The sequence below is a fragment of the Kosakonia quasisacchari genome, assembly GCF_004331415.1.
GTDB classification, from domain to species: domain Bacteria; phylum Pseudomonadota; class Gammaproteobacteria; order Enterobacterales; family Enterobacteriaceae; genus Kosakonia; species Kosakonia quasisacchari.
In genome coordinates this window covers 1-2632 of sequence record NZ_SJOP01000054.1, presented here as the reverse complement: position 1 = coordinate 2632, position 2632 = coordinate 1, and the positions used below count along the sequence as shown (strand labels likewise).

Genomic DNA, 2632 nt, shown 5'->3' with positions numbered 1-2632 from the left:
ACGCCACAGAGCGGTAACGGAACGAACTGCGGCTGACCTGCAGCGCAAAACAGACCTGCCGTTCGCTGGCCCCGTAACGCGCCTGCAGCTCCCGGACCCATTCACGCAGCCGTGCCAGCGTCAGGTCTTTTTTGCCAGCACGTCCTGCAGCATCGCCTTGTTGAGACTCAGATCGGCCACCAGTTTCTTCAGCCTGAGGTTCTCTTCCTCAAGCTGCCGCATGTGTTTCAGCTCCGAAGGAGAAATCCCGCCATATTTCTTGCGCCATGTATAGAACGTGGCATCGGAAATACCCAGCTTACGGCAGATCTCCGGCACGGACGTCCCCAGTTCAGCCTGCTTCAGGGCAAAAACAATCTGCTCTTCGGTGAATCGTGATTTTTTCATCGGCACCACCTCCGTTCAGGGAGTGTAGATAATGCCGGCATTCTGTTTCTGAATGGCGCAGGATTTCGGGTCAGGGTCACCACAGTTATATTGAGGGCGTGAGCTCATTTTCGATAAGAAACGATAAATCGGGAGAGTATTTATATGCAGAAAGCAGCCATAGAGAATTTCTTACCAGGATAGAAGTGCGTATAAAGCCCCATGTGGTAGTAAACAGTAGCGTGCTAATCATATAACTTGATATAAGTCACAATAAATAAGAGATGTGAAGATAATATTATGCAATGATTTCCTGATGCTGTGCTGCATCGAATTTGCATCCCGATTTCAGGTCGCATACGTTATGTGTGGCAATTCTGGCGTTTTACTTCCTGAAAAAATAATAGTCTAAACTGTCAGTAAATAAATAACATGGCATTTCAGAATAAGTCTATAGTGATTTTTATTACAGCAAAATGATTTGTAAAAATAAACTTCATAAAGTTATCTCGTTTGATCGGTAATAAGGAGCATATATGTGGCAGAATCTTAAAATAAAAAATGTCAGTAAGATAGAAAAAACGGTTGCAGAATTTACTATTTGGATGGTTGGTGTTTTACCTTATGCAAAGATGAAAATTAAAATATTTGAAAGCCATTCGGGATGTTTTACAGGAAGGAGTGATCTACAGATAAAACGGAAATTTGATGGTTCTCCTGAATGCGCTATCGGGCATGGCGGCACAATTGAAGAGGCCTTAGAAGAGACTATCAAATATTTTAATCAAATGTTGAAAGAAGATGATCTGGAAGAGCTAACTGAGGAAGATATTGAATACAGTGAATATTCAGATTTTTAGCTCCTGTTTCGGAGCCTGGATAGTATTCTGTATAACCACTTTTCAACGTGAAAGTTGGATTCATCATAGGCAGGCTATTTCGCGATAGCCTGTTTCTTCCCAAAATCTCCGCCCCTCAGGCCACAAAAAGTATTAATGAGCCTGCTTTGGTAAGTGTAAGCATTTCGCTTAAACAAACCGTTCCCTTACAGATCTTTACCGGCATAAACAGAGAGCAACGCATACCAGCAGTGTTCAACTTTTTAGACAGGGAGCAACAAATACCGGTAACCCAGACGGTAAACTTGGGTACTGGCGATAATACGACGGTTACGCCCATCCCGGAAGGCCCGAACAAGGACACTTGGCTTATCTTGATAAGATTACCCAAGGGGAGCATGCTTCAATCCGAAATAAAGAAGGCCGTCCTGCAGGAGCCGTCATTAACGGTACCCAGAAATCCAGGCTAGCAGTTATACAGGTGCAAGATGATGAGCGTTGGTTATAAAAGGTAACGCAGGAAAGAGCTATATTATTGAGCCAAATGGAGAGATTGTTACTTCTTTCTATAATACAATAGCTAACACTGATTCCCGTGTAAATCGGGGAGAATGGGATTATCCCTCAATTGATCAATTAGAGTAGTTTAGGCAGAAATTTTCTGATTACATCAGGAGGTAAGATGATGGACTTGTTACAGAAAGAATGTATTGCCAGTGTAACATTATTTCATGTCAGAGCTTCAGAAGGAGAATTAATGGTGTATGAAGGATGTATCGATCACATCCTGAGCCATTGTTCAGATGATGAAATTTTTCGTATTACTGGTTGTGGTGATAAAAACGAGTTGGCTTTTTACAAGGATGAACTGGTTAAATTGATTAACATGGTTGAAAGGCCTGAATATTTGCCTGATAAATACAAAGCAAAAGGTTAACCCTTTGTTTAATAATAAAAAAGGGATTCAGACAGTTAATCTGAACCGTCTGAATCTCTTGGCTGTCAGCCGCATCGTTACAGGCTTCTGAAGGAGGACATTCAACGTAACGGGTGTGCTTACACTGCAAGCGGCGAAAAGAAACGCTGGCAAGGGACGGCAAACTCAACCCGACGAAAGAAGAAGTTGCTGACCAGGCGGGAAAAACCGCAGAAGCGCAATACGGTACGGGAAGCCCGCTTCAGCGCGGTATAACGGCAGCTACGGCGGCGATACAGGCGCTGGCCGGTGGCGAACTCGCGGGTGCAGCTGCACCGGAAATTGCTTCTCTCAACGGGCAGAATGTTATCGGAGGTCTATCCGGTCTCTGGAGGAGCAAATAAGACTTCATGAAGATAAATTGGCTGAGTATAAACGTAACCCTGATGCGTTTGATAATATGGGATATCTTAAGAATGCACCAAACGATACGGTAAGACAAAGGATCATA

Annotated in this window: 3 protein-coding genes and 1 pseudogene; 3 read left to right on the top strand and 1 reads right to left on the bottom strand. The window is 43.5% G+C overall.

The window, feature by feature from the left end:
* Window positions 1-387: pseudogene (locus E0L21_RS24580) on the bottom strand (transposase); the annotation flags it as partial.
* A gap of 515 nt (window positions 388-902) precedes the next feature.
* On the opposite strand from E0L21_RS24580, the gene E0L21_RS24575 reads away from it, so the two are divergent.
* The 3 genes from E0L21_RS24575 to E0L21_RS24560 all read left to right on the top strand — a co-directional run bounded on the left by E0L21_RS24575 (window position 903) and on the right by E0L21_RS24560 (window position 2525).
* On the top strand, window positions 903-1226 hold the full coding sequence (locus E0L21_RS24575) for a hypothetical protein (protein WP_131413820.1): 324 nt from the start codon (window positions 903-905) through the stop codon (window positions 1224-1226).
* A gap of 661 nt (window positions 1227-1887) precedes the next feature.
* On the top strand, window positions 1888-2142 hold the full coding sequence (locus E0L21_RS24565) for a hypothetical protein (RefSeq protein ID WP_235855299.1): 255 nt from the start codon (window positions 1888-1890) through the stop codon (window positions 2140-2142).
* Window positions 2143-2255: 113 nt separating this feature from the next.
* On the top strand, window positions 2256-2525 hold the full coding sequence (locus tag E0L21_RS24560; RefSeq protein ID WP_131413819.1) for a hypothetical protein: 270 nt from the start codon (window positions 2256-2258) through the stop codon (window positions 2523-2525).
* Window positions 2526-2632: the final 107 nt, after the last annotated feature.

Bases quoted from the DNA above. Each gene is read 5' to 3' on its own strand.
- E0L21_RS24575 (WP_131413820.1), top strand. From the start codon at position 903: ATGTGGCAGAATCTTAAAATAAAAAATGTCAGTAAGATAGAAAAAACG.
- E0L21_RS24565 (WP_235855299.1), top strand. From the start codon at position 1,888: ATGATGGACTTGTTACAGAAAGAATGTATTGCCAGTGTAACATTATTT.